Origin of the sequence: Niveibacterium microcysteis (genome assembly GCF_017161445.1) — a bacterium.
Lineage (GTDB): Bacteria > Pseudomonadota > Gammaproteobacteria > Burkholderiales > Rhodocyclaceae > Niveibacterium > Niveibacterium microcysteis.
In genome coordinates this window covers 362,951-386,641 of the sequence record NZ_CP071060.1, presented here as the reverse complement: position 1 = coordinate 386,641, position 23,691 = coordinate 362,951, and the positions used below count along the sequence as shown (strand labels likewise).

At 67.2% G+C, this 23,691-nt stretch carries 23 protein-coding genes; 13 read left to right on the top strand and 10 right to left on the bottom strand.

Translation table 11 applies throughout. The features are described from left to right. Window positions 1-37: 37 nt before the first annotated feature. The 6 genes from JY500_RS01795 to JY500_RS01770 all read right to left on the bottom strand — a co-directional run bounded on the left by JY500_RS01795 (window position 38) and on the right by JY500_RS01770 (window position 4,406). Entirely contained in the window at window positions 38-517 is a 480-nt protein-coding gene (locus JY500_RS01795; protein ID WP_206254867.1) for a nuclear transport factor 2 family protein, read from the bottom strand. A gap of 43 nt (window positions 518-560) precedes the next feature. Next, window positions 561-1,160 carry a glutathione S-transferase family protein gene (locus tag JY500_RS01790; RefSeq protein WP_246479743.1) on the bottom strand — a complete coding sequence of 200 codons (600 nt, stop codon included), beginning with the start codon at window positions 1,158-1,160 and terminating at the stop codon, window positions 561-563. Window positions 1,161-1,186: 26 nt separating this feature from the next. After that, window positions 1,187-2,764 carry a 2Fe-2S iron-sulfur cluster-binding protein gene (locus tag JY500_RS01785; RefSeq protein WP_206254866.1) on the bottom strand — a complete coding sequence of 526 codons (1,578 nt, stop codon included), beginning with the start codon at window positions 2,762-2,764 and terminating at the stop codon, window positions 1,187-1,189. Between the two features lie 68 nt (window positions 2,765-2,832). Further along, on the bottom strand, window positions 2,833-3,378 hold the full coding sequence (locus tag JY500_RS01780; RefSeq protein WP_206254865.1) for a carboxymuconolactone decarboxylase family protein: 546 nt from the start codon (window positions 3,376-3,378) through the stop codon (window positions 2,833-2,835). Window positions 3,379-3,602: 224 nt separating this feature from the next. Then, the gene (grxC, locus tag JY500_RS01775) at window positions 3,603-3,836 is read right to left on the bottom strand and encodes a glutaredoxin 3 (protein ID WP_206254864.1); all 234 of its coding nucleotides are present in this window, start codon (window positions 3,834-3,836) and stop codon (window positions 3,603-3,605) included. Between the two features lie 24 nt (window positions 3,837-3,860). After that, window positions 3,861-4,406 (bottom strand): carboxymuconolactone decarboxylase family protein, encoded by a 546-nt coding sequence (locus JY500_RS01770; RefSeq protein ID WP_206254863.1) that lies wholly within the window; start codon window positions 4,404-4,406, stop codon window positions 3,861-3,863. A 155-nt stretch (window positions 4,407-4,561) separates the two neighbouring features. Between JY500_RS01770 and JY500_RS01765 the strand changes: the two genes are divergently transcribed. Together JY500_RS01765 and JY500_RS01760 are read left to right on the top strand one after the other, a co-directional pair. Continuing rightward, a complete protein-coding gene (locus tag JY500_RS01765) occupies window positions 4,562-5,461 on the top strand; it encodes a LysR family transcriptional regulator (RefSeq protein WP_206254862.1) in 900 nt (299 codons plus the stop codon). 160 nt (window positions 5,462-5,621) lie between these two features. Then, window positions 5,622-6,617, top strand: coding sequence for a sensor domain-containing diguanylate cyclase (locus JY500_RS01760; RefSeq protein ID WP_206254861.1), 996 nt, complete (start codon window positions 5,622-5,624; stop codon window positions 6,615-6,617). Here JY500_RS01760 and JY500_RS01755 read toward each other — a convergent pair. After that, the gene (locus JY500_RS01755) at window positions 6,570-7,511 is read right to left on the bottom strand and encodes a LysR family transcriptional regulator (protein WP_246479741.1); all 942 of its coding nucleotides are present in this window, start codon (window positions 7,509-7,511) and stop codon (window positions 6,570-6,572) included. The genes JY500_RS01760 and JY500_RS01755 overlap by 48 nt on opposite strands. A gap of 92 nt (window positions 7,512-7,603) precedes the next feature. Between JY500_RS01755 and JY500_RS01750 the strand changes: the two genes are divergently transcribed. The 5 genes from JY500_RS01750 (at window position 7,604) to JY500_RS01730 (ending at window position 11,677) form a co-directional block, all read left to right on the top strand. Continuing rightward, complete coding sequence (locus JY500_RS01750) at window positions 7,604-7,843, top strand: DUF2798 domain-containing protein (protein ID WP_206254860.1); 240 nt, start codon at window positions 7,604-7,606, stop codon at window positions 7,841-7,843. Between the two features lie 187 nt (window positions 7,844-8,030). Then, window positions 8,031-8,270 carry a hypothetical protein gene (locus JY500_RS01745; protein WP_206254859.1) on the top strand — a complete coding sequence of 80 codons (240 nt, stop codon included), beginning with the start codon at window positions 8,031-8,033 and terminating at the stop codon, window positions 8,268-8,270. Between the two features lie 159 nt (window positions 8,271-8,429). After that, window positions 8,430-10,421, top strand: a complete 1,992-nt coding sequence (locus tag JY500_RS01740; RefSeq protein WP_206254858.1) for a peptidase U32 family protein — start codon at window positions 8,430-8,432, stop codon at window positions 10,419-10,421. Window positions 10,422-10,507: 86 nt separating this feature from the next. Next, complete coding sequence (locus JY500_RS01735) at window positions 10,508-10,993, top strand: response regulator (protein WP_206254857.1); 486 nt, start codon at window positions 10,508-10,510, stop codon at window positions 10,991-10,993. A 102-nt stretch (window positions 10,994-11,095) separates the two neighbouring features. Continuing rightward, the gene (locus tag JY500_RS01730; RefSeq protein WP_206254856.1) at window positions 11,096-11,677 is read left to right on the top strand and encodes an NUDIX hydrolase; all 582 of its coding nucleotides are present in this window, start codon (window positions 11,096-11,098) and stop codon (window positions 11,675-11,677) included. Window positions 11,678-11,737: 60 nt separating this feature from the next. Here the strand turns inward: JY500_RS01730 and JY500_RS01725 are convergent, their stop codons facing one another. The 3 genes from JY500_RS01725 to JY500_RS01715 all read right to left on the bottom strand — a co-directional run bounded on the left by JY500_RS01725 (window position 11,738) and on the right by JY500_RS01715 (window position 15,371). Then, entirely contained in the window at window positions 11,738-12,466 is a 729-nt protein-coding gene (locus tag JY500_RS01725) for a hypothetical protein (RefSeq protein WP_206254855.1), read from the bottom strand. 75 nt (window positions 12,467-12,541) lie between these two features. Continuing rightward, complete coding sequence (locus JY500_RS01720; protein WP_206254854.1) at window positions 12,542-13,597, bottom strand: acyltransferase family protein; 1,056 nt, start codon at window positions 13,595-13,597, stop codon at window positions 12,542-12,544. A gap of 133 nt (window positions 13,598-13,730) precedes the next feature. Then, complete coding sequence (locus tag JY500_RS01715; protein WP_206254853.1) at window positions 13,731-15,371, bottom strand: methyl-accepting chemotaxis protein; 1,641 nt, start codon at window positions 15,369-15,371, stop codon at window positions 13,731-13,733. 168 nt (window positions 15,372-15,539) lie between these two features. On the opposite strand from JY500_RS01715, the gene thiD reads away from it, so the two are divergent. The 6 genes from thiD (at window position 15,540) to JY500_RS01685 (ending at window position 23,630) form a co-directional block, all read left to right on the top strand. Then, a complete protein-coding gene (gene thiD / locus JY500_RS01710) occupies window positions 15,540-16,376 on the top strand; it encodes a bifunctional hydroxymethylpyrimidine kinase/phosphomethylpyrimidine kinase (protein WP_206254852.1) in 837 nt (278 codons plus the stop codon). A gap of 103 nt (window positions 16,377-16,479) precedes the next feature. Further along, window positions 16,480-16,989 (top strand): hypothetical protein, encoded by a 510-nt coding sequence (locus JY500_RS01705; RefSeq protein ID WP_172201474.1) that lies wholly within the window; start codon window positions 16,480-16,482, stop codon window positions 16,987-16,989. Between the two features lie 93 nt (window positions 16,990-17,082). After that, a complete protein-coding gene (locus JY500_RS01700) occupies window positions 17,083-18,342 on the top strand; it encodes an efflux RND transporter periplasmic adaptor subunit (RefSeq protein WP_206254851.1) in 1,260 nt (419 codons plus the stop codon). Window positions 18,343-18,349: 7 nt separating this feature from the next. Continuing rightward, window positions 18,350-19,573: an ABC transporter permease gene (locus tag JY500_RS01695; RefSeq protein WP_206254850.1), complete on the top strand. Its 1,224-nt coding sequence runs from the start codon at window positions 18,350-18,352 to the stop codon at window positions 19,571-19,573. 2 nt (window positions 19,574-19,575) lie between these two features. Beyond that, the gene (locus JY500_RS01690) at window positions 19,576-20,262 is read left to right on the top strand and encodes an ABC transporter ATP-binding protein (RefSeq protein WP_172201480.1); all 687 of its coding nucleotides are present in this window, start codon (window positions 19,576-19,578) and stop codon (window positions 20,260-20,262) included. 56 nt (window positions 20,263-20,318) lie between these two features. Then, window positions 20,319-23,630 carry a DEAD/DEAH box helicase gene (locus tag JY500_RS01685; RefSeq protein WP_206254849.1) on the top strand — a complete coding sequence of 1,104 codons (3,312 nt, stop codon included), beginning with the start codon at window positions 20,319-20,321 and terminating at the stop codon, window positions 23,628-23,630. Window positions 23,631-23,691 lie beyond the last annotated feature (61 nt).

The following is a 23,691-nucleotide window of genomic DNA, read 5'->3' as shown; positions in this document are numbered from 1 at the left end:
CGCGCCGCGCTGCTCCCGGCCAATGGGAGCACGCGGCCTATAGCCCCAACTCACTCAGCCCCGGATGCTCATCCGGCCGTCTCCCCTGCGCCCAGTGGAACTTGCGTTCCGACTCGGCGATCGGCAGGTCGTTGATGCTGGCGAAGCGGCGGGCCATGAGGCCGTTCTCGTCGAACTCCCAGTTCTCGTTGCCGTAGGAACGGAACCAGTTGCCGGCGTCGTCGCGCCATTCGTAGGCGAAGCGCACCGCGATGCGGTTGTCGGTGAAGGCCCAGAGTTCCTTGATCAGGCGGTATTCGATCTCGCGCGCCCACTTGCGGGTGAGGAAGGCTTCGATTTCGGTACGGCCGCGCGGGAATTCAGCGCGGTTGCGCCACTGGCTGTCGGGCGTATAGGCCAGCGCCACGCGCTTGGGGTCGCGGCTGTTCCAGGCGTCTTCGGCCATGCGGACTTTCTGGATCGCTGTCTCGCGCGTGAAGGGCGGCAGCGGCGGGCGGGCTTCCGTGTTCGAGCTCATGGGGGCTCCTGTCAAAGTGGGTGTGCGGGTTGAGGGAGAGGGGTCAGATGCCGGGCATGCCGACGTAGCCGGGCAGCGCTTGCATGCGGGCAAGCCAGTTGCGCACGGCAGGGTAGGCGGCTAGATCGACGCGGCCTTCGGGTGCCAGGGCAATGTAAGGGTAGACGGCGACATCCGCGATGCTGGGGATCTCCAATGCGACCCAGTCATGCTGAGCAAGCCGGGTTTCGAGGATGCCAAGCAGGGCTTCGGTGATCTGAGTGGCCTCGTCGAGCGCGATGCCAGCGCGGCCGAATTTGTGGTGCAAGCGCAGCGCGTTGGGGCCGCGGGCGACTTCGTTGGCCGCGGTGGATAGCCATGCCGACACCGCCGCGAGCGCGGCCGGATCTTGCGGCCACCACTGCGCGCCGCCGTAGCGGCTGGCGAGGTAGACGAGGATCGCCTGGCTGTCGCGCACGACGGCGTCGCCGTCAGTGAGCACCGGCACCTGGCCGAAGGGGTTCATTGCGGTGAAGTCGCGCGATTTGTGCTCGCGCGTGGCGGCGCTCACCACCACGCTCTGGTAGGGCAGGCCGAGCAGGCTCAGCATCAGGCGCACCTTGTGGCTGTTGCCGGAGAGCGGGAATTCGTAGAGCTGGATCATGGTGGCGTCCTTGTGACGGTCGGGGCTCAGAGCTCGAGCACCAGCTTGGGCGTGCTGGCACGCGAAACGCAGATGCACATCTGCCGGCCCTGCGTGCGTTCGCGTTCGTTGAGGGCGGTGTCGGCGTGCTGCGGCGTGCCTTCGATGACCTTCACCGCGCAGCTGCCGCAGTTGCCGACCCGGCAGTCCGATCGGGCCGGCACATCGGCGGCTTCCACCGCGGCGAGGATGCTCTGCGTCGGCGCGACGTGAATCGTCTTGCCGCTGCGGCGCAGTTCCACTTCGATCGCTTGCGCGCTGCCGTCGCCGGTCGGCGCGACAAAGCGCTCGCTACGGATGCGATCAACGGCGACACCCAACTCGGCAGCGGCGGCCTGCACGCCGTCGATCAGGCGTTGCGGGCCGCATACGTAGATCACCGCATCGGCGGGCGCGTTGCGCAACACCTCGGCCACCGGCATGGCGCGCTGATCACTCGCCCACACCGTAAGGCGTGCGCCGAACTCGCGCTGCATGCGGTCGCGGTAGGCCATGTCGCCTGCGTTGCGCCCGGCGTAGTGGATCTCGAACGCACGGCCCTGCGCCTTGAGCGCGAGCGCCATCGCCTTGATCGGCGTGATGCCGATGCCACCGGCAATCAGCACCGCCGGGCGCGCATCGTCGTGCAGCGCGAAGTCGTTGCGCGGCATACCGCAGCGCAGGCGCATGCCGAGCTGGTAGTGCTGATGCACGAAGGCTGAACCGCCGCTGCCGTTTTCGTGCTGCAGCACGGCGATCTCGTACGCATCGCGGCGCGCCGGGTTGGAGCTGATCGAGTAGTGCCGCGTCGCCTCGCTGCCATCGGGCAGGCGCACCGGCACCTGCAGATGCGAACCGGCGCTGACCTGCGGCAATTCAGCGCCGAGCGGGTGGCGCAGTTCGTAGGCCCGCACGCGGGGGCTCAGTTGCCGCACGCCGCTGATCACCAGTTCCAGTTCGCCGTGGCCGAGTTCGTTCGGTGAGCGTGCGGCCATTGCGCCGGCGCGCAGGGCGCGGTTCTCTTCGAGCAAGGGCTCGATCATCTGATCGAGTTCCGCCTCGGTGAAGCGCGGGGTGATGTGCTGCGGGCAGTTCCACTCGATCGCCTCGACATGGATCAGCACGCCGCGTTCCACGCGGGCGCGGTAGCTGGGCACTTCAAGCTGCGCGATCAGTTCGGGCGCGTCGGCCTCATGCACGATGCGCGCGCGGCCCCAGATCTTGAGGCGGCGGCGGTTCGCGTAGTCCATCAGGATCAGCGAGATGCGCTCGTTGGCGTTGAGGTTGCCGACGCTGAGGTACTGCCGGTTGCCGCGGAAATCGGCGTAGCCGATGGTGCGGGCGTCGAGCACACGCAGGAAGCCGGCCGGGCCGCCGCGGTGCTGCACATAGGGCCAGCCGTTCTCGCCCACGCTGGCCTGGTAGAAGCTGTCACGCGCCTCGATGAATTCGATGTCGTGGTCTTGCAGTTCGTTGCGGGGGTCTTCCGCCAGCTCGAAGCCGAGATTGTTCTCACGGCTGCCGTAGCGCGTCTGCGCTGCTTTGACGCTGGGGGTGAAACTGATGTCGGCGAAAGCGCGGGGCATGGCGGAAGTCCTTTCGTTCAGGGGCGGTGGCCTGCGCGCAGGGCGTCAGGCCACCGGGGGGGCAGCAATCAGGCGGCCTTGCGGGTGACGTGCGGAAAATCCACGTCGGTTTCGGCCACGTTGTTGATGTAGTTGGTCAGCACGTTGAGCGCGACGTTGAGCACGATCTCGACCACGCTGGCGTCGTCAAAACCCGCAGCACGCAGGCTGGCCAGGTCGGCATCGCTGACGCGGCCCCGTTCGGCAGCCACACGGCGGGCGAACTGCAGCGCGGCGCGCGTCTTCGCGTCAGCCGAGTACGCGTCGCGGGCAGCGTCGATTTCCGCTGCGTCGATCTTCGCGACATGCGTCGACAGATAGGTGTGGGCCGAGAGGCAGTAGTCGCAGCCGTTGTATTCGGCAATCGCCAGCGCGATGCGCTCACGCAGTTGCACGCTCAGCACGCCCTTGGCCAGCGCACCGTTGAGCGAGAGGTAGCCTTCGAGCGCCGCCGGGCTGTTGCCGACCAGCTTCATCAGGTTGGGGACGACGCCCAGCTGCTTGTGGACCGCGTCGAGCAGCGGCTTGGAGGCGACGGGCGATTGTTCGACGGACGGGATGGCGATGCGGGACATGGTGTAACTCCTGTGTTCGGTTGGTTTCGGATTCCGCCGCACACCGTGTGCTGCGGGGTGACTGCATTCTTTCAACTTCCGAATCAAAGAAGAATCCGCGCGCAGAGCAATAATTTGTTCCACAAAACGGAACACTGAAGCCGCCGCCGACGCTCGGCGCGTGAACGAAAAAAAGGAGCCCGAAGGCTCCTTGTGTGGGGTGTGTGAATCGTGGGGTGGCGCGTTCAGCCTTGCCCGCCGAAATGCGCCTGCAAGTCGTCGAACCCGCCGATGTGGCGCTCGCCGAAGAAGATCTGCGGCACCGTGCGGCGCTGGCTGCGCTCGATCATTTCATGCAGGCGGACGGGGTCTTCGCTGACCTTAATCTCGGTGTAGCGCAGGCCGCGCGAATCGAGCAGCGACTTGGCGGCGGTGCAGAACGGGCAGTGCTCGCCCGAGTAGACGGTGATGTCGTCCATGGTGCTTCTCCAATCGGGAGCAGGTCAGGCCACTGCGTTGAGCGCGACCTTGGGGAAGTCGATCTCCAGCCGGCTCGCCTTGCCCAGGATGTTGGTCAGCACGTTCATGCCGACGTGGGTGATGATTTCGACCAGATCGGCGTCGCTGTAGCCGGCGGCGCGCGCCTCGGCGATCTCGGCGCTGGTGACGTCGCCGCTGTGCTCGACCAGCGAGCGGGCGAACTTCACCGCGATGGCGGCCTTGGCGTCCTGACTGGTGCCGGCACGGTTGGCGCTGATCTCGTCACCGGTGAGGCCCGCCTTGCGGCCGATCGCGGTGTGCGCCGAGAGGCAGTACTCGCAGGCGTTCTGCTGCGCCAGCGCCAGTGCGATGCGTTCGCGGGTGGCGGCGTCGAGGCTGCCCTCGTTCGCCACGCCATGCAGGCCAAGGAAGGCGCGCAGCGCAACCGGCGAGTTCGCGAAGACCTTGAGGAAGTTGGGCACCATGCCCAGCTGCGACTGGATCGCTTCGAGCAGCGCCTTCTGTTCGGCGTTGGCGGTTTCGAGGGTGACGACGTTGATACGGCTCATGGGACTTCCTTTCAATGGAGGTGCTGGGTTTCGTTGCCGCGTCGCAGGAGCTCAGCGGATGGATGCATTCTTCCAACTTCCACCCAAGAGAAGAATCCACATCGAATACAATTGATACTTGCGTTTGGTGGAATAAAAGAACGGAGCCCGGGCACATGGATCGACTGCATCTGATGAGCGTGTTTGTCGCGGTGGCCGAAGCCGAGAGCTTCGCAGGCGGTGCGCGCAAGCTGGCGATGTCGCCACCGGCGGTCACCCGCGCGATCGCGGCACTGGAAGAGCGGCTCGGCGTGAAGCTGCTGACCCGCACCACCCGCTATGTGCGCGTGACCGAGGCCGGCCAGCGCTATCTGGACGACGCACGGCGCGTGATCGCCGCAGCCGACGAAGCGGACGAAGCCGCGGTGGGCATCAATGCCGAACCGCGCGGCCACCTGACGATTACCGCGCCGGTGCTGTTCGGCCGCATGTACGTGATGCCTGGCATCACCGACTACCTGCAGCGCTACCCGGACACCACGGTGTCCGCGATGTTTCTCGACCGCGTCGTCAACATGCTCGAAGAAGGCATCGACGTCGGCATCCGCATCGGCGAGCTGGCCGACTCCAGCTACAAGGCGCTGCGCGTGGGCCATGTGCGACGGGTGATCTGCGCGTCACCGGCCTACCTCGCACAGCACGGCATCCCGCAGCAGCCGGAAGACCTCGCGCAACACCCGATCATCGTCGCCAGCAGCCTGAGCCCGACCGTCGAATGGAAGTTCATGCGCGACGGCACGCCCGTCGCCGTGCGCATCAAGCCCCGCCTCACCGTCACCAGCAACGACGCGGCCATCGAAGCGGCGCTGCGCGGCACCGGCATCGCGCGCCTGATTTCGTACCAGATCGCGCCGCAACTGGCCGCCGGCGAACTGAAGGTGGTGCTGAGCGAGTACGAACCGGCACGCATGCCGATCCATGTGCTGCATCGCGAGGGCCGCAACGCCTCGGCCAAGATCCGCAGCTTCGTCGACCTGATTGCCGAGCGGCTGCGCCGCGACCCCTCGTTGAACTGAGCCCCGCACCCTCGCATTTGCGCTGGGTCACCATCGGCGAGCGCGCTCTGTGATGTGCTGTCACTGAACGGTTGCTGCCTGGCCACTGATCGGTGTCAGGCGCCAGCGGCGCACTGTTTGCAGCCTGTGACCGACCATGAACCCGCGAGCGGAGTCCCGATTGCCGCGACGTTTCGTTACGCTGCTGAGGCGGCGCTTCCCCGCGTTTGAGCAGTTGTGGCTGCGTTTCCCGGACAGCGTGTTCGTGATCCGCTGTGAATCCGATGGACGCTTCGTCATCGAGGCGATCAACCCGGTGCTGGCCGGCGTGATCGGTCGGGCCAGCGATGCAGTCGCCGGGCTTGAGCTGGATGCAGTCGTGCCGCCGGACTACCTGGCCGCCACCCTGCAGCACTATCGCGATTGCGTCGCGAGCGGCGAAGCGATGACCTACGAGGAGACCGGTGGCCCGGCGGGCACTGAGCCCCGCTATTGGCAGACGCTGCTGGTGCCCGCCAGCGACGAGTCCGGGCGGGTCGAGTACATCCTCGGCATCTCGCGCGATGTCACCGCACTGCGCCGCGCCGAAGCCTCATTGCGCGACGCGAACGAGGCGCTCGAGCAGCGCGTCGTCGCGCGCACGGCGGAGCTCGAACACGCCAACCGGCGCCTGACCGACCTCGCTACCCATGACGAACTGACGCGCCTCTACAACCGCCGCCACCTGTTCGAACTGGCCGCGCGGGAATTCAGCCGCGCGCAGCGCAGCGGGCAGCCGCTGGCCGCACTGATGCTGGATCTGGATCACTTCAAGGAGATCAACGATCGCTTCGGCCATGCAGCAGGCGACGATGTACTTCGGCGACTGGCGATCGCGCTGCAGGGCGCCCTTCGGCAAACCGACGTGATCGGCCGCTACGGCGGCGAGGAGTTTCTCGTACTGCTGCCGGACACCGACGCCACCGAAGCCCACCGGACCGCAGAGCGCCTGCGCGCATGCTGCGCGGCATGCGCGCACTGCTGGCAGGGTCGCCGGATCAACTGCACGCTGAGCATCGGCATCGCCCACTTCGACCCTGCGCGCGACGACCGGCTCGACAACCTGCTGCAGCGCGCCGACATGGCTTTGCTACGCGCCAAGGCCGCCGGCCGCGACTGCCTGGTGGTCGCCGCCTAGCAGCGGTGACATCGCCGCGTAGGCGGCCAGATGCTCGATCAAGGCCTTCACCCGCGCCGGCGTGAAACCCTGCTGCGGCCACACGGCAAATACATCGCGGCCCGCAGGGCGCCAGGGCTCCAGCACGCGCGTCAGCGCACCACGCTCGACCGCCGCATGGCATTCGGTCATCGGGCACAGCAAGAGCCCGAAGCCCTGCTCCGCCATGGTCACGGCCAGCCGCATGTCGTTCACGCGCAAGCGGCTCGCGGTTGGCATCAGCGTACGCTCGGCGCCGCTCGCCGGATCGCGAAAGCGCCACGCGCGGATCGGCTCGGCGACGATCAGCGCATGCTGCGACAGCGCATCCGGGTCGGCCGGGCTGCCATGCTGGGCGAGGTAGGCGGGTGAGGCGACCAGCACCAGCTCGATCCGCCCCAGCCGGCGTTGCACCAGCAACGAATCCGCCTGCGGACCAACACGGATCGCGAGGTCGGCGCCGCGCCCGACGATGTCCTGCACCTCGTTGCTGAGCTCCAGTTCCAGGCTCACCGCCGGATAGCGCGCAAGAAAGCCGGGCCAGGCCCCCAGCAGCGCACCGTTGGCAAGGTTCACCGGCGCCAGCACGCGGATCGAGCCACTCACCTGATGCATCGACTGGTCGAGCGACTGGGTGGCCTGCGTCAGCGCATGCAGCAAGGGGCGGCACTGCGCGTAGTACTGCCAGCCCTCGGCCGTGGGCACGAGGCGGCGCGCGGAACGGTGCAGGAGCCGCACGCCCAGCTGCTGTTCAAGCCGCTGCAGACGGCGCGTCACGGTGGCAGGCGGCGTGCCGCTGCGCGCCGCCGCCTGATTCAGGCTACCGGCCTCCACGATTGCGACGAAAAGCGCGAGGTCATCGAACACATATTCCATTTTTGGAATCCATTATTGAATTTCTGCCCGTAGTTGCATTCAAGCATGAACCCTAGACTCCAATCACGTCTTTCCAAATGAGGAGTCCGAACATGAGCACCCCACAACGCCAGCGCATCCTGTTCGCTTTGCTGATGTCGCTGTTGATGTCCGCGCTGATGACCGGCTGGGTTACCTGGCTCAACCTGGGCCTGCAGCCCGGCTTCTTCGCGCACTGGCGCGCCGCATTTGTCGCAGCCTGGCCGGCGGCCTTCCTGATCGTCGTCAGCTGCGGGCCGGCCGTGCAGCGTGCAAGCCAGGCACTGCTGGCGCGCATCAGCCCGCAGGGCTGAGTGCGGCACCGCAGCGTTGCGCTCCAGGCTGCGCGCGCCTATCAAGAAGCATGGCGCACCGGTGTGCACGGCATGCGCCGGAACGAAGCCTCACACGAGGCGTCCAACACAGGCGGCGGGCAGGGACCCTGCCCCCGCTACGCGCGGCGCCGCCCACCGGCGGCGCGACAAACAGGGGGAAACCGGCATGGACACGCGATCCACCAAGGCAACGCACGACGAAGACCCGATCGGTGATGCCCGCTTCAGTAGCGAGCGACCGACGCTGTTCGGCGATGTCGGCTTCGACGCCGCCTACGCCACCGAAAGCCACCCGGAAGGCCTGCGCTACGGCGAGAAACCGCGCGCACCGGGTGTCGAACCCCACCGGGCGAAAGCCGACCCAGCGCAGGACGCCGATGGCCACGGGGTCATTTCGGTCGGCTGAACCCGCGGGCGTCCGGCGCCGCCAAGTGCCGGATGCAAAACGATTTTTATCGATCCGACAGGTCGGATCGGGCTACAATCCGCGCCCTCGCGCAGCGGGCCCGGAGAGCTTCGCGCGCCTGCCGCAATCACATCCGCCAGACCCCGACGAGACGCCCCGATGAGCCTGCCCACCCACCCGCTTGAACTGCTATCCCCCGCGAAAACCGCCGAGATCGGCCGCGAGGCGATCCTGCACGGCGCGGACGCGGTGTACATCGGCGGCCCCTCGTTCGGCGCGCGCCACAACGCCAGCAACACCGTCGGCGAGATCGCCGGGCTGGTGGCCTTCGCGCACCGCTACCGGGCGCGCATCTTCGTCACGCTCAACACCATCCTGCACGACGCGGAGCTGGAGCCTGCTCGCAAGCTGGTGCATGAGCTCTACGACGCCGGCGTCGATGCGCTGATCGTGCAGGACATGGGCCTCCTGGAACTCGACATTCCACCGATCGAGCTGCACGCCTCGACGCAGTGCGACATCCGCACCGTCGAGAAGGCCAAGTTCCTCGCCGAGTCGGGTTTCTCGCAGATCGTGCTGGCGCGCGAGCTGACGATCGAGCAGATCGCCGCGGTGCGGGCAGCGGTGCCGGCCGACACGGTGATCGAGCACTTCATCCACGGTGCGCTGTGCGTGGCCTTCTCCGGCCAGTGCAACATCAGCCACGCCCACACCGGGCGCAGCGCCAACCGCGGCGACTGCTCGCAGGCCTGCCGCCTGCCCTACACGCTGCAGGACCAGCAAGGCCGCGTGGTGGCCTTCGAGAAGCACCTTCTGTCGATGAAGGACAACAATCAGAGCGCCAACCTCGCGCACCTGATCGCTGCCGGCGTGCGCAGCTTCAAGATCGAGGGGCGCTACAAGGATGCGAGCTACGTCAAGAACATCACCGGCCACTACCGCCGCCTGCTCGATGAGCTGATCGAGGCGCAGCCCGAGCTTGCACGCAGTTCCAGCGGCCGCACCGAACTCCTCTTCACGCCGAACCCGGACAAGACCTTCCACCGCGGCGCGACCGACTACTTCGCCACCGGGCGCAAGGCCGACATCGGCGCCTTCGACACACCAACCTTCGTCGGGCTCTCGCTCGGCACCATCACCCGCGTCGGCAAGGACAGCTTCGAGATCGACGCGCTCGAGCCGCTCGCCAACGGCGACGGGCTCAACTACATGCACAAGCGCGAGGTCGTCGGCCTGCAGGCCAACGTTGTCGAGAAGCTGGGCGCCGGCGAGGAAGGCACACTGTGGCGCGTGTTCCCGAACGAGCCGGTGGCGCAGTTGCCGGGCCTCAAGCCCGGCGTGGCGGTGAGCCGCAACCGCGACCACGCCTGGGAACTGGCGCTGCTCAAGAAATCGGCCGAACGCCGCATCGCCGTGTGGGCGCAGTGCGCTGAAACCGCCACCGGCCTCGCACTGACGCTGACGGATGAGGACGGTTTCAGCGCCACCGCCGAAGCCGCTTTCGACAAGCAGCCGGCGCAGAACGTAGCCCGCGCCGAGTCGACGCTGCGCGAGCACCTCTCCAAATTTGGCGCCACCGAATTCGCGCTGCAGGAACTCACGCTGGCGTGGTCGGCGCCGCTGTTTGTGCCGGCCTCGGTCGCCAACGCGCTGCGCCGCGACGCCGCTGAGCGACTGATGGCGGCGCGCCTGGCCGGCTGGCAGCGCCCGCTGCGCCGGCCGGAGGTCGAGCCGCCGGTGCCGTATCCCGACGAGACGCTGTCCTTCCTCGCCAACGTCTACAACCAGGCCGCGCGCGACTTCTACACCCGCCACGGCGTCAAGCTGATCGCCGCGGCCTACGAGGCGCACGAGGAAGGCGGCGAGGTGCCGCTGATGATCACCAAGCACTGCCTGCGCTTCTCGTTCAACCTGTGCCCCAAGCAGGCCAAGGGCGTGCAAGGCGTGCAGGGTCAGGTACGCGCCGAGCCGATGACGCTGGTGAATGGCAACGAACGCTTCACGCTGAAGTTCGACTGCCGCCCCTGCGAGATGCACGTCATCGGCAAGGCCAAGAAGCACATACTGCAAAGCCCGCCTCCCTCTCAGGTGCCGGCCAGCGCGAAGCTCACCTTCTACAAGCGCCGCGCTGACGCCCCTGCGCTGTCCTGATATCCGCTCGTCGCCGCTGCTTGGGTCCGGAAGGCAGATGGGCCTAGACTGAAACATTGCCCCTGGGCTGACGCACGGCGACAGCAGTGGACGACCTGCTTTTCCTCGACGACAGCGAAGATGCGGAACCCCCTGCCGCCGAGGCTGACGAGGCCGGCTGGGTCGTCTTGGTCGTCGACGACGACCCAGATGTGCATATCGTGACCCGCATGGCGCTGCAGCACTTCCGATTTCAGGGCCATCCACTCAAGTTCGTCGGCTGCTACAGCGCCAGCGAGACGCTGGCGATACTGCCAACGCTGCCGGACCTTGCATTGATCCTGCTGGACATCGTGATGGAAGGCGTTTCGTCCGGCACCGAACTCGCGCGCAAGATCCGCGCTACACCGCGCTACGACAAGGTCCAGATCGTCGTTCGTACTGCGAGCGGCGGCTATGGCGGCACTGCAGCGTTTAGCGACATTCCGATCCATTCGTTCATCTGGAAGCACGAGACCGGCAAGGCAGAGCTGGAGCACATCGTCGCTGACGCCCTGGCAGCCCACTGCGCCGCCACACCAGCGCCCGCCTGAGGCTTCGTCCGACTTGCAAGTTGGCAACACGTTCTGCCTACAGCCTTGCCCGATCACTGCCCTCCGCATAGCCTGTGGGGCCCCAACGCTGGAGACTGGCCAATGAGCGTCCGTGACCGAGTCCGAGTGATCGAGGAGCGCCTGCTCTCCGACAACTGGTACATCCTGAAGACCACGCATTTCGAGTTCCGCCGCGGCGACGGGCGTTGGCAGGCACAGCACCGTGAAACCTACGATCGCGGTAATGGCGCGGCGATTCTGCTCTACAGCCTGACGCGACGAAGCGTGATCATGACGCGCCAGTTCCGCTACCCGGCCTTCGTCAATCACTACGACGAGCTGATGATCGAGGTGCCCGCCGGTCTGCTCGACGAGGCCGACCCCGAAACCCGCATCCGCGCCGAGGCCGAGGAAGAAGCCGGCTACCGCGTCGGCAATGTGCGCAAAGTCTGCGAGGCCTTCATGAGCCCCGGCGCGGTGACCGAGCGCCTGCACCTGTTCATCGCCGAATACGACCCCGGCGACAAGGTCAGCGACGGCGGCGGGCTGGAACACGAAGGCGAAGACATCGAAGTGTTTGAACTGGACTTCGACGATGCGATGGCCATGGTGGCCGATGGCCGCATCTGCGACGCCAAGACCATCATGCTGCTGCAGTACGCGGCGCTGAACCTGTTCCGCTAGGCGCTTCCGACACTGGCGGCGCAAGCATGGGCCGCCACCTGCGTTTGCAGCAAGCCCTACCTAGAACTTCAGCTCAAGCCCGACTTTCAGATCCGGGCTTGTGCTGTTGCGCGCAGTGTCGACGGCCATGCCGACGCCGTAGCGCAGCAGCACACCATCGTCGAGCAGATAGCGGCCACTCACGCGCGGTGTGAGCGTTGGTTCCGGCGTGTTGAGCAGGCTCTCGTCGACACGACGCGAGCCGGACGCCGCAATGCCGAACGACAGTGCCGGGCGGTATTCATAGTCGGCGCGCCAGGCGTAGTTCATCTCGGTCTTGCGCAGATCGGCCATTGGCTCTCGCTCGACCGAGATGTCGGCGTCCATCGTCAGGCGACCAATGCGCGAGTGCACGCGCGGTCGCAGCCCCATGCCCCAGCGGGCGTCGTCGTCGAACTGACGGTCGAGCCGCATGCCCATGTCGAGCCGCAGCGGAACAGGGCCGAGCCTGAACTTGCCGAAGTCCACGTCGTGATCGAGCCGCAGCGAGTCGAGCCTCGGCCCTCCACCGCCGGTGCTGAGGGCTTCAGTGGCGAGGGAGGTACTGCCGGCCGCGCTCTTGCCGAAATCCACGCTCATGCCGAGCGTATCGGTGCCGCGCGTAGCCGCGTCGGACTGCGCACGCAGCTTGAGCTGCGGATCGTCCGGACGCACCGTGAGCGTTTGTTCGCGTACGTATTCCGTGCCGCTGGCGGAGGTCGCAACACCAAGCGTCGCGAGCGCCAGCAGGCTCACCTTGCAAGACAACATCGCCCGAGTATCGCGGATCGAGCGGCCACCGCGCGCCCGTCGCGCCCGGCAAATTGCAAGCAAATGCTAAGTCCCTCAGGCGGGCCGCAGACGCGGCCAGGCCAGGGTGCCAAGGCGCGATTCAAAGCCGTGATGAAAGGCGGCACCGGCTGCCACGCTGCCGAGCCAGGCGAGCAGCACGCCCGCACCCTGCACGACCGGATCGGCCGGCAGGTTGGGCCACACGATCGCCGTAACCGCCATGCAAACCGGGAAATGGATCAGGAAGACGGAGTACGAGATCCGCGACAGGTAGGCGAGCACCCGATGCGAAGTCCAGCCTGCGAGCGATGCATGCCGCTGCGTGAGCGACAGCGCCACCGCCAGTACGGCGGCCAGCGCAAGGCGATCGCGGAAGTCGACCAGCAACGCCAGCGTCGCCATTGCCAGCATCAGCACCAGCCAGCTCGCGCGCCCGCGTTGAGCCCCCCACCAGGCGAAAGCGCCGAGTGCGTAAGAGCCGAAGAAGTAAGGCGCCGCCACATCCCAGGCCGGATCGCGGTTGAAGCCGAACATCGACAGCACGGCGAGCAAGGCAACCAACAGCGGCGGCGGCAAATGGCGGCGCACCACCCGCCAGCGTGACACCTGCATCAACGCGGCGAACAGCAGGAAGAGCTGGAAATCGATCGCAACGTACCAGACCCCGGCCGACAAGGCGGCGTGCCCGACCAAGTCCTGCAGCAGGAACACATGCGCCAGCACTTGTGCCGGCGTCGGTGCGGCGGGCAGCAGGTCGTGGTCAAACTGCGTACGCGCAAACGCCGCCGTGAGCATCGCGATCGACAGCACGACCAGCATCGGCAAGGCGAGCCGCACATAGCGCTGCCACGCGAGGGCCGGCAGCGAAGTGTCCACGGTGAGGCGCCCCTGCGGCGCGAGGCTGCGCGCGGCAAGAAAGCCACCCACCACGAGGAAAGCCTGCACCGCCAGACGTGCGTCGCGGGCCAGCCATTCGAAGAGTGCGGGCGCCAGCACAGCCGCCACGTCGGACATGGGCCCGTAGAACGCGAGGTGGTGCAGAACGATCAGTTGGGATGCAACTGCCTTGATGAGATCGACAAAAGGCAGGCGTGAAGCGGGACGGGTCATCAAACCAGCATCCGGCTGCTGTTCGGCCGGATGGTGAAACGAAAGACCGCGATTGTAACGCCTGCCTCGACAGCGTGCGAGACGTCGTGCGCCGGCGACGTCCAGGGCTTGGCCTGGCGTCGCCGGCGAGGTTCTAGAACAGCTCGACCTCGGTCGCGGCCGTTGCGCCGAGCTTGAAGTAGCCGACGTCCTGCGCCAGGGCTCGCGCGATATGGTCGATCCGATCGCTGGTGACGGAGACGCTTTCCGACGCGTCGGCGTTTTCGGCCGCCATCTGCGCGATCTGTTCGACCTTGGTGGCGATGTCGTGGGTGTTGGCCCGCTGTTCCGACAGCGCGGTATGAATGCGGCTGACCTGATCGCACGCCCCAAGGGATTCCTGCTTGAGCGCATCCATCGCCAGGCGCGCATCCTCGGCCATCGCCGCGCTGGTTTCAACGCGCTCGACACCCCTCGAGATGGTGCTGACGACTTCGCCCGTGACCGCATGGACGTCGGCGATCATCTGCGCGATCGACACCGTCGCCCCGCTGGTGCGCTCGGCCAGCTTGCGCACCTCGTCGGCCACCACGGCGAAGCCACGGCCCGATTCGCCGGCACGCGCGGCCTCGATCGCCGCATTCAGCGCCAGCAGGTTGGTCTGGTCAGCAATCGCACGGATCGTCGTGACGATACCGGCGATGTCCTGCGCCCGCGCATCCAGCCGAGTAACCTGGCTGGCGGCCTCCTGCACGGTGCGCGCCACCTCCTCGACCTCCTGCCGCACGAAGGAGATGATCTGGCTCGACTCCACCGCCGACTGCCCCATGCTGCGCACATGCGTGTTGGCGTCGCCCGCATCGGCCGCAATTTGCTCGGCGCTGGTCGAGAGCTGTTCCACGTTCGCCGCAATCGCGGCCGCCGCCTCACTCTGCCGCGCACCGTTGGACGCAAGCGCATGCGCCTTGTGCTGCAGCTCGCCGGCGCCTGTGCTCATCTGCACGGCCTGGCCGCGCAAGCTGCTCGCCACATCGGTCCAGCGCGCCCGCATCACCGCAAGCTGGGCCATCAGGCTCTCGGTGTCGCCGGGGCGTACTTCAATCGTATGCGTCAGATCACCCTGAGCGAGATAGCCCGCGAGCTTCGCACCATGCACCGGCTCCGCCCCGATCAAGCGGTAGATCAGGCCCACCAGCTTCCACGCCACACCGCTGACCACCGCGCAAATCAGCAGGGCCAGCCCTACCGCCCCCCACAGGGTGCGATCGATCGAGTTCTGCACCCGCACACGGGTTTCATCCTGCAAAGCATTGATGCGGGCACTCAGCCTGTCGATCGCCGCCTGCGCCACCTCGGCCCGCTTGTCGAAGCCGTCGGCACCCTTCATGACCTGATTGCCAGCCTCGCGACCGCCTTTGTAGGCCTCGACCATGCCCAAACCCACCTCACGCAGCGTATCGACCTCGCGCGACAGCGCATCGATGTCGGCGCCGAAGGCGGGGGCCAGCGCAGTCAGCTTGGCGAGCGATGCGCGTGCGGCGCTGTAGGCTTTTTCGGCATCCGCCACGCCATCCTGCTCACCGGTGGCCGATGCGTCGGTGAGGAACTGCTGCACCTGCACGATCTGCAGCTTGGTCACCGCCAACTGGTCGACCATCACGTCGGTAACGCTGTGCTCGTATTCACTTTGCGCGCGCAGGGCACTGAGCTGCAGCACGACAACGGCGGCCAGCACCACGACAAGTGCGATCGTGATACCCACGAACGCGAACATGAGGGGGCGAATCTTTTTCATCAGGGGCTTTCGCTTACGGAATTGGCCGGTTCGGACTTTGGAGCACTGCACTGAATACCAGATTACGGCAGCGAATGGCATCCCTACAGGTCAACCGCGCTTGCCAGATGCGATAACCTTGGACCGAGCCGCAGCCAGGGCGGCTCGCAACACGCCAGGAGCCTCGTCTTGTCTTCCCGTATCCCCAACGCGCTGACCATCGCCGGCATCGACCCCTCCGGCGGCGCCGGCATCTATGCCGACCTGAAGGCCTTTTCCGCGCTCGGCGCCTACGGCTGCGGTGTCGTGGCCGCACTGACGGCGCAGAACACCCAGGCAGTCACCGGGGTGCACACGCCGCCCACCGATTTCCTCCGCCTGCAGATCGACACCCTGTTCGCCGACGTACGCATCGACTCGGTCAAACTCGGCATGCTCGGCACCGCAGACATCGTCGCGACGGTAGCCGACCGGCTGGCGCATCACGCAGCGAAGTTCGTGGTCTGCGACCCGGTGATGGTTGCCAAGAGCGGCGATCATCTACTGGCGAAGTCCGCAGTGGCCATGCTCAAGGAAGCCCTGCTGCCGCAGAGCTTCATGATCACCCCCAACCTGCCCGAAGCCGGCGTGCTGCTGGATCAGCGCGCGCCGGAATCGGTCAAGGAGATGTACCGCGCCGCCGAACGCCTGCGTGAGCTGCTGCCGCTTTCCAGCGAGCGCTGGGTGCTGCTCAAGGGTGGCCACCTGCCTGGCGGCGAGTTGATGGATCTGCTGTTCGACGGCGACCGCATGGTCGAGATGCCGGGCCAGCGCATCGAAACCAAGAACACCCACGGCACCGGATGCACCTTGTCGTCGGCAATCGCCGCGCTGCTGCCGCAAGCGGCCGACCAGTTCCGGCCAGTGGAAGCGGCGGTCCGCCACGCGCGCGAATGGCTGCTGCGCGCGATCGCCGCGTCGGACGAACTGGAGGTCGGCAAAGGCCACGGGCCGGTGCATCACTTCCACGCCCTCTGGCGGCGCTGATTGGGGTCAGCTGCAAGCGGGCGCATGGCGGCTTGCGGCGCCGGAAAATCGGTTGCAATCTGCAGGCGCCGCGATCGCGCGGTCTGACCGGAGGAAGACAGCCATGAAACGCCCTGCGTCCGCCCTTGCCCTTGCTGTATCCCTCGCCGCCAGCCCGATGAGTTACGCGGCGCCGCCTGACGCCAGCGCCGCCTTCACCCAACTCAAGGCGCTTGAAGGCCGCTGGGTCGGTCATGTCCAGAAGGCCGACGGGCCGCCGGCGGAAGTCACATACCGCAACATCTCGGGCGGTACCGCAGTGATGGAAGTGCTGTTCCCCGGCACGCCACACGAGATGACGTCGATCTACCACCTCGATGGCGATCAACTCGTCATGACGCACTACTGCGCGATGGGCAACCAGCCACGCATGAAGCTCGTCGCAGTCGATGGCAATCGCCTGCGCTTTGACTTCACCGGCGGCAGCAACATGGATCCACAGCAATCGACCCACATTCACGGCGGAGAGATCCGGCTGCAAGGCCCTGACACGATAGAGGCCGAGTGGGACGTGTTCGCAAAAGGCAAACCGGCCGGCACCAACCGCTTCTTCCTCATGCGCCCGAAGACCTGAGCGCATTGCAGCGCTGCAACCGCAAAGCGGCAGCGGGAACTGCCGCGCATAATCGCGGTCAGGGCAAACGCCGCCCGAACAGACAAGAACAAGATGCCCACACTGAACCAACTTCGCACGCGTCTGCGCCCCTGGCGCCTGCCCGTCGCCTTCGTCCTGGCGCTGGCCCTGCTGATCGGCTGGATGCTCAGCCGCGGCAAGGAAGTCGAGTTGCGCAGCGCGACGCGGCAAGCCATCGCGCAAACCCTGATCGCGACCGGCCGGGTCGAAACGCCTGCCCAGGTGCAGTTGGGCCTGCCGGTGGCCGGCATTGTCGAAACCCTGGCGGCTAAGGAGGGCAGCATCGTCAAGCAAGGCGAGCTGCTGATCGCGCTGCGCGCTGATGAAGCCCGCGCCAGCCTGGCCGCCGCCGACGCGGCGGTGGTCGAAGCGCGTGCGCGGCTTCGGCAGGTGGAACAGGTGGCCGGCCCGGTAAGCAGCCAGCAGCAACGGCAAGCGGAAGAAAACCTGCGTGTCGCCCAGCGTGAATATGAACGGGTTGAAGCGATGATTGCGCAGGGCTTCGTATCGCCGAGCCGGCGTGACGACGCCCGCCGCATCCTGCAGAACGCCGAGGCCGCACTGGCCGCCGCGCGCAGCCAGGCTGCGGCGAACCTGCCCGCCGGTAGCGAGATGGCCGCCGCTGCAAGCCGGCTGGTTCAGGCCGAAGCCAACCTGCGCGCCGCCCGCGCCCGCATGGCCAACCATGAGCTGCGCGCACCGGCCGATGGCACCGTGCTGTCGCGCGAGGTGAACGTGGGCGACATCACGCAGGCCGGCCGGGTGCTGATGCGCTTTGCCGCCGGCGGCACCCTGCGCATCGTCACGCAGATGGATGAAAAACACCTCGCGCACCTCAAGCCCGGCGTGGCCGGCAAAGCCGTGGCCGACGCCTACCCGGGCCAGCCTTTCGACGTGGTGATCGACTACGTCGCCCCCGGCGTCGATGCACAGCGCGGCACGGTCGAAGTGAAGTTCTCGGTGCCGCAGCCGCCGGCCTTCCTGCGCCCCGACATGACCGTCTCGGTCGAGATCGTGGTGGCACGCAAGGACAGCGCCGTGGTGCTGCCGCTCGACGCAATCCATGCGGCCGAAAGCGAATCGCCCTGGGTGCTGCGGGTGCGCGATGGCCGCGCCGAGCGGGTCGCCATCACGCTGGGCGTGCGCGGCATGGGTGCCGCCGAGATTGCGAAGGGCATCGACGCCGGCGAGCTCGTCGTCACCGCATCGGAACCGACCCAAGCCGGCGAGCGCGTGCGCGGCAAGGCACCACGCAAGGCCGGCCTGCAGGGCGTGCCCGGCATGACGCGCTGAACCGCCGATGCGCGTCCGCCTGCCGTTTGAACTGCTCGTCGCGCTGCGCTTCCTGCGCGAGGGGCGTACCCAATCACTGCTGATCCTCGGTGGGGTGACCGCAGGCGTCGCGGTGACGATCTTCCTCACCCACCTCATCGGCGAGTTGCAAAGCTCGATCATCGAACGCGTGCTCGGTAGCCAGCCGCATGTGGTGATCCGCCCGCCCGACGAGGTCAATCGCCGCGCACTTCCCGATGGCCCGGGCACGCTCGCCACCGACCAGCCTCGCGCACAGCGCCTGCGGCCGGTGGATCAGTGGGAATCCGTCGCCAAGCTCGCCGCCGCGACGCCGGATGTCGTGGCCGTGTCGCCGCTCGTCACCGGCCCCGCCTTCGCGCTGCGCGGCGAGGCGAGCAAGTCGGTCGCGCTGATGGGGGTCGAGCCGGACGCTTACCGCCGCATCGTGTTGATGGACAAGTACCTCACCGCCGGCCGCTTTGCGCCGTCCGGCACCAACACCGTGATCGGCATCGAACTGGCAAAGGATCTGGGCGTATCGCTCGGCGACCGTATCCGGGTGCAGACCGCCGGTGGCCGCGAAGAAGTGCTGACGATCACCGGGCTGTTCGACATCGGCAACCGCGACCTGAACCGCCGCTGGGTCTTCGTGTCGCTGCGCCTGGGGCAATCGCTGCTCGAACTGGCGGGCGGTGTCTCGCAGGTCGACCTTCGGGTGACGGACATCTTCGAGGCCGAGGCAATCGCCCGCCCGCTTGCCGACGCCACCGGCCTCAAGGTCGAAAGCTGGATGACGACCAACGCGCAGCTGCTCGCCGGCCTGAAGAACCAGAGCACCTCGCTCAACCTGATCCGCAGCTTCGTCACGCTGATCGTCGCACTCGGTATCGCCAGCGTGCTGGTCGTGTCGGTAGTGCAGAAGCAGCGCGAGATCGGCATCCTGCGCGCGATGGGCGCCGGCCGCCGGCAACTGCTGGCGGTGTTCCTGATCCAGGGTGCGCTGGTCGGCAGCGTGGGTTCTGCGCTCGGCGCCTCGCTCGGCTGGGGGCTGCTGCAGATCTTTGCGTCGGTGTTCCGCAACGGCGATGGCACGCCGATCTTCTCGCCCGAGCTGCCGGCCGATATCGTCATCGGCGCCTGCCTCATCGCCACCGTGGTCGGCACCCTCGCCGCGATGATCCCGGCGCGGCGCGCCGCCTCGCTCGACCCGGTCGACGCGATCCGGAGCTGACGATGGCACAGCCCGTGATCCGCCTCGCCGGCATCCGCAAGTCCTACAACATCGGCACCGAAGTCGAGACCGAAATCCTGCACGGCATCGACCTCGACATTGCAGCGGGCGAGTTCGTCGCGCTGATCGGCCCCTCAGGTTCCGGCAAGAGCACGCTGCTCAACATCGTCGGCCTGCTCGAACGCGCCACCGCCGGCCGCATCGAAATCGACGGCATCGACTCCGCAACGCAGGACGATGCGGGCCTCACCCGCCTGCGCAACCGCAGCATCGGCTTCGTGTTCCAGTTCCATCACCTGCTGCCCGCCTTCAGCGCACTGGAGAACGCCATGATGCCGGGCATCATCGCCGAGGGCCGCGCCACCGACGCCCACGAAGCTGCCGCGCGCGAACTGCTGCGGCGCGTCGGCCTCGAAGCGCATTCGCACAAGAAGCCGAACCAGCTCTCCGGCGGGCAACAGCAACGGGTGGCAATAGCGCGCGCGCTGCTGCTGGGGCCGCGCCTGATCCTCGCCGACGAGCCGACCGGCAACCTCGACACCCATACCGCCGACGAGATCTTCGCGCTGATGCGCGAGGTGAATCGCGAGCGCGGATCAGCCTGCCTGATCGTCACCCACGACCCGCGCCTCGCGGAACGTTGTGACCGCGCAGTGACCATGATCGACGGTCGTCTGCGCGCAGACTGAGCAGCACCGGCCGGTGCTTGCGGGTATGCTGTTGCACCCCATTTTTTGCCGCAACAATGCCGCTTGCCGATCTGCTCAGCCGCGTTAACGACGACGTGCTGCAGGAACTCTTCACCAGCGCCGCGATTGCGAAGGGCCGCCAGTACATCGGGCGCGTGCGCGAGCTGACCGTCTCTGGCGACGCGCTGAGTGCGCTGGTTACCGGCAGCGCGCCGCGCCCGTACCGCACGACGGCGCGCCTCAGCCAGCGCGAACTGCTCGGCGAGATCTCGCTGGAGTTGCACAGCCGCTGCTCCTGCCCGGTCGGCACGCGCTGCAAGCACGTCGTAGCCCTGCTGCTGGCTGCGCAGCGCCCCGGCGCATTGGTGGAAAAGCCGCGAAGCGAAGTGCTCGAATGGGCGCAGCAACTACGCACCCGGATCGGCAAGCAACGCCTTGGCACCAAGCCCAAGGCGGCAGCCAACCGCCAGATGCTGCATTACACGCTGACGCCCGGACTGCACGGCACCGGCGCGAGCCTGCGTATCGACAAGGTCAGGCGACTCGCCGACGGCGAGATCGCGCAGCGCGAGCCTTGGTACAACATCGATCAGGCTCTCCTCAAGCCGCCCGCTTTCGTCGACGACGAGGACCTCGCGGTGTTGCGGCAGATTCGTGCGATTGAACGCAGCAACGCACGCACGAGCGACTGGGGCGAAGTGCCGATCAGCGGACGCTATGGCAGCGCCTTGCTCGACGCCCTGCTCGACACCGGCCGCGCCTTCCTCGGGCAGGCACACGACGCCGTGCCACAAACGGAGATCCCGTTGCAGAAGGGGCGCAGCCGCAGTGGCCGCATGAGCTGGCAGCCCACTCGCGAGGGCGGCCTGCGCGCACACCTCGACACCACGCCGCCAGCGCTGGCGGTGCTGCACACGCAACCCTTCCGCTACATCGACGCCGAGGGCCGCTGCGGTGTGCTCGACGTGCCCGATGCCGAAGTCGTGGCCGAGGCACTGTCCCTACCGCCGCTCAACAGCGCCGAGTTGAGCCTGGTCGCCAGCGTGCTGGCCGAAGTGGCGCCGAAATTGCCGCCACCCACGCCCGCATCGCTGCCCCGGCTCGAAGCCCCGGCGCGCCCGGTCTTGCGGCTGCAAAGCCTGCATGTGTGGCAGTTGCAGGCGCATCGTGACTACCGCGACACGCTGCACGCCACCTACGACTTTGCACAAGCCGCATTCCGGTATGGCGATGCGGAACTGCCCGCTGGCAGCAGCGAAACGCTGACGACGCTGCCCGACGGCCGTGCCGCCCGCATCGTGCGCGACAGCGCCGCCGAAACCGACGCGCTGGCCGCATTGCGCCGCGCCGGGTTCGCGCCAGTGCCAACGCGCGTGCTGAACACCTTCGAACGCCTGCCCGAAGGCATCCTGGGCCTCGCCAGCGAGACCGCATGGCGCGAATTCTTTACGGCGGAAGCCCCAGCCCTGCGTGCCGCCGGCTGGCAGATCGAATGCGCACCCGACTTCCGCCACCATGTGCTGACAGTCGATGACTGGCATGCCGAGCTGGAAGAGGATGCCAATGGCTGGCTCGCGCTCTCGCTCGGTATCGAGGTCGCCGGCCAGCGCCTCGATCTCGCCCCGCTGCTGCATGCGCTGTTCCAGCGCGACGCCCGCTGGCTGGACCGCGCCGCCATCGAAGCGATCGCCGACGACGAAGCGATCGAGCTGATCGGCCCGGACGGCGCGCGCATTCAGCTGCCCGCGGCGCGCGTCAAACCCCTCGCCTCGACCCTGGTGGATCTGTTCGACACGCCGGGCGCGACGCTGAAACTGAGCGCCCTGGATGCGCCGCGCCTCAGGCAGGCCTTCACCAACGGCGACTGGACGCTGGATGGCGTAGACCGCCTTGCGCCCTGGATTGCGCGCCTCGCCGATGCCGCGAACGTGGCACCGGTGGAACCCCCCGAGGGCTTCGCCGGCACGCTGCGCGCCTATCAGCGGGAAGGCCTCGCGTGGATGCAGCACCTGCGTGCGCATGAGCTGGGCGGCATCCTGGCGGACGACATGGGGCTCGGCAAAACCGCGCAGACCCTCGCTCACCTGCTGACCGAAAAGCGCGCCGGCCGCATGGACCGCCCCTCGCTGGTGGTGCTGCCGACCTCGCTGGTGTTCAACTGGCAGCAGGAAGCCGCGCGCTTCGCGCCCGATTTGCGCGTGCTCAAGCTGCACGGCGCCGATCGCCGTGAACACTTCGAATCGATCGACACCCACGACGTGGTGCTGACCACTTACCCGCTGCTCGCACGCGACCGCGAGGCGCTCACCGCGCGCAGCTGGCACTTCCTGATCCTCGACGAAGCGCAGACGGTGAAGAACGTTCGCAGCCTCGCCGCCCAGGTGGTACGCGAAGTCGATGCGCGGCATCGCCTCTGCCTCACCGGCACGCCGCTGGAAAACCACCTCGGCGAGCTGTGGTCGCAATTCGACTTCCTGATGCCCGGTTTCCTCGGCGACGCCAAAGCCTTCACGCAGGCCTGGCGCACGCCGATCGAAAAGCACGGCAACCTGCTGCGGCGCGAGCTGCTGGCGCGGCGCCTGGCGCCCTTCATCCTGCGGCGCCGCAAGCAGGAAGTGGCCGCCGAACTGCCACCCAAGACCATCATCGTGCGCAGCGTCGAACTCGAAGGCCGACAGCGCGACCTCTACGAGACCGTGCGCGCGACGATGGACAAACGCATCCGCGACGAGGTGGCCACGCGCGGCTTTGCCCGCAGCCAGATCGTGATCCTCGATGCGCTGCTCAAGCTGCGCCAGGTCTGCTGCGACCCGCGCCTGCTACAAACGCCGGCCGCCGCCAAGGTGAAGGAACACGCCAAGCTTGACCTGCTGATGGACCTGCTGCCCGGCCTCGTCGAAGAGGGCCGCCGGGTGCTGCTGTTCTCGCAATTCACCACGATGCTGGATCTGATCGCTGACGCACTCGCCGAGGCGAAGATCGCCCATTTGAGGCTGGACGGCAGCACGCGCGACCGCCAGGCGGTGGTGGAAGCGTTCCAGAACGGCGATGCGCCGGTCTTCCTGATCAGCCTGAAAGCCGGTGGCGTCGGACTCAACCTCACCGCCGCCGACACCGTGATCCACTTCGACCCGTGGTGGAACCCCGCGGCCGAAGACCAGGCCACCGACCGCGCCCACCGCATCGGCCAGACGAAGAACGTGTTCGTCTACAAACTCGTGGTGGCGGGCAGCATCGAAGAGAAGATCCTCGCGCTGCAGGAACAGAAGGCCGCACTCGCCGCCGGCATCCTCTCCGAAGACCACGCGGGCGACGCGAAATTCGACGAAGCCGGGCTGCAGGCGCTGTTCGCACCGCTGCCGGACTGATGCCCTGATCGCGGCCGGCGAGCCGCCTTGGCCCTGCGTCAACGACACCGCCGGGCCCGCT

What these genes read in the sequence shown, in the direction of transcription:
- grxC (WP_206254864.1), bottom strand. Translation starts at nt 3,836, where the DNA reads ATGGACGACATCACCGTCTACTCGGGCGAGCACTGCCCGTTCTGCACC.
- JY500_RS01725 (WP_206254855.1), bottom strand. Translation starts at nt 12,466, where the DNA reads ATGTTGTCTTGCAAGGTGAGCCTGCTGGCGCTCGCGACGCTTGGTGTT.
- JY500_RS01690 (WP_172201480.1), top strand. Translation starts at nt 19,576, where the DNA reads ATGGCACAGCCCGTGATCCGCCTCGCCGGCATCCGCAAGTCCTACAAC.
- JY500_RS01700 (WP_206254851.1), top strand. Translation starts at nt 17,083, where the DNA reads ATGCCCACACTGAACCAACTTCGCACGCGTCTGCGCCCCTGGCGCCTG.
- JY500_RS01790 (WP_246479743.1), bottom strand. Translation starts at nt 1,160, where the DNA reads ATGATCCAGCTCTACGAATTCCCGCTCTCCGGCAACAGCCACAAGGTG.
- JY500_RS01740 (WP_206254858.1), top strand. Translation starts at nt 8,430, where the DNA reads ATGAGCCTGCCCACCCACCCGCTTGAACTGCTATCCCCCGCGAAAACC.
- JY500_RS01765 (WP_206254862.1), top strand. Translation starts at nt 4,562, where the DNA reads ATGGATCGACTGCATCTGATGAGCGTGTTTGTCGCGGTGGCCGAAGCC.
- JY500_RS01795 (WP_206254867.1), bottom strand. Translation starts at nt 517, where the DNA reads ATGAGCTCGAACACGGAAGCCCGCCCGCCGCTGCCGCCCTTCACGCGC.
- JY500_RS01730 (WP_206254856.1), top strand. Translation starts at nt 11,096, where the DNA reads ATGAGCGTCCGTGACCGAGTCCGAGTGATCGAGGAGCGCCTGCTCTCC.
- JY500_RS01705 (WP_172201474.1), top strand. Translation starts at nt 16,480, where the DNA reads ATGAAACGCCCTGCGTCCGCCCTTGCCCTTGCTGTATCCCTCGCCGCC.
- JY500_RS01745 (WP_206254859.1), top strand. Translation starts at nt 8,031, where the DNA reads ATGGACACGCGATCCACCAAGGCAACGCACGACGAAGACCCGATCGGT.
- JY500_RS01720 (WP_206254854.1), bottom strand. Translation starts at nt 13,597, where the DNA reads ATGACCCGTCCCGCTTCACGCCTGCCTTTTGTCGATCTCATCAAGGCA.
- JY500_RS01770 (WP_206254863.1), bottom strand. Translation starts at nt 4,406, where the DNA reads ATGAGCCGTATCAACGTCGTCACCCTCGAAACCGCCAACGCCGAACAG.
- JY500_RS01715 (WP_206254853.1), bottom strand. Translation starts at nt 15,371, where the DNA reads ATGAAAAAGATTCGCCCCCTCATGTTCGCGTTCGTGGGTATCACGATC.
- JY500_RS01750 (WP_206254860.1), top strand. Translation starts at nt 7,604, where the DNA reads ATGAGCACCCCACAACGCCAGCGCATCCTGTTCGCTTTGCTGATGTCG.
- JY500_RS01785 (WP_206254866.1), bottom strand. Translation starts at nt 2,764, where the DNA reads ATGCCCCGCGCTTTCGCCGACATCAGTTTCACCCCCAGCGTCAAAGCA.
- JY500_RS01755 (WP_246479741.1), bottom strand. Translation starts at nt 7,511, where the DNA reads ATGGAATATGTGTTCGATGACCTCGCGCTTTTCGTCGCAATCGTGGAG.
- JY500_RS01780 (WP_206254865.1), bottom strand. Translation starts at nt 3,378, where the DNA reads ATGTCCCGCATCGCCATCCCGTCCGTCGAACAATCGCCCGTCGCCTCC.
- JY500_RS01695 (WP_206254850.1), top strand. Translation starts at nt 18,350, where the DNA reads ATGCGCGTCCGCCTGCCGTTTGAACTGCTCGTCGCGCTGCGCTTCCTG.
- JY500_RS01685 (WP_206254849.1), top strand. Translation starts at nt 20,319, where the DNA reads ATGCCGCTTGCCGATCTGCTCAGCCGCGTTAACGACGACGTGCTGCAG.